This is a genomic window from Dorea sp. 210702-DFI.3.125 (assembly GCF_020560945.1).
Classification (GTDB): Bacteria; Bacillota; Clostridia; order Lachnospirales; family Lachnospiraceae; genus Dorea; species Dorea formicigenerans.
This window is the reverse complement of sequence record NZ_JAJCNF010000084.1, coordinates 1-482: the sequence shown is the minus strand read 5'-3', so window position 1 is coordinate 482 and position 482 is coordinate 1. Positions and strand designations below refer to the sequence as shown.

The following is a 482-nucleotide window of genomic DNA, read 5'->3' as shown; positions in this document are numbered from 1 at the left end:
TCCAGAACCTCAATCCGTTCCTCGTCCCTTGTAAGGGAGCGTTCCATTGCTTCCCGCTGTTCCCGCTGCTCGGCTTCACAGGTATTGGTCAGGCGGTCAGCAACCGCTTTCCCGTCCATCAGGGCAGCTCTGGCACATTCCCGGATTTTTCGCAGCACATGACTGTAAAGGGTGTCATAATCAATCCGGTGCTGGGTGCAGTGGTTCTTTCCAAAGGCATTGTAGGTCTTGCAGGAATAAATCTGCTGGGGATGTTTTGCGTTTGTATAGCGTATCGTCAGCGACTTCCCACACTCGCCGCATTTTATCAGTCCGGCAAACAGGCTGATTTCATTGGTCTGCCCCGGACGCTGGCGGGATTTCAGCTTGTTCTGCACAATGTCAAAGCTCATGCGGTCAATCAGCGGTTCATGCTGTCCCTCCACTACAATCCAGTCCTCCGGCTTCTTTTCCCCAATCGTGCCGATTTTGAAACGGTAGTC

1 protein-coding gene is annotated in these 482 nt (G+C 52.9%); it reads right to left on the bottom strand.

The window, feature by feature from the left end; all coding sequences use genetic code 11:
• Positions 1 to 482, bottom strand: a 482-nt coding sequence (locus LI164_RS15640) for a recombinase zinc beta ribbon domain-containing protein (RefSeq protein ID WP_227087379.1), incomplete at both ends; no start/stop codon positions are given.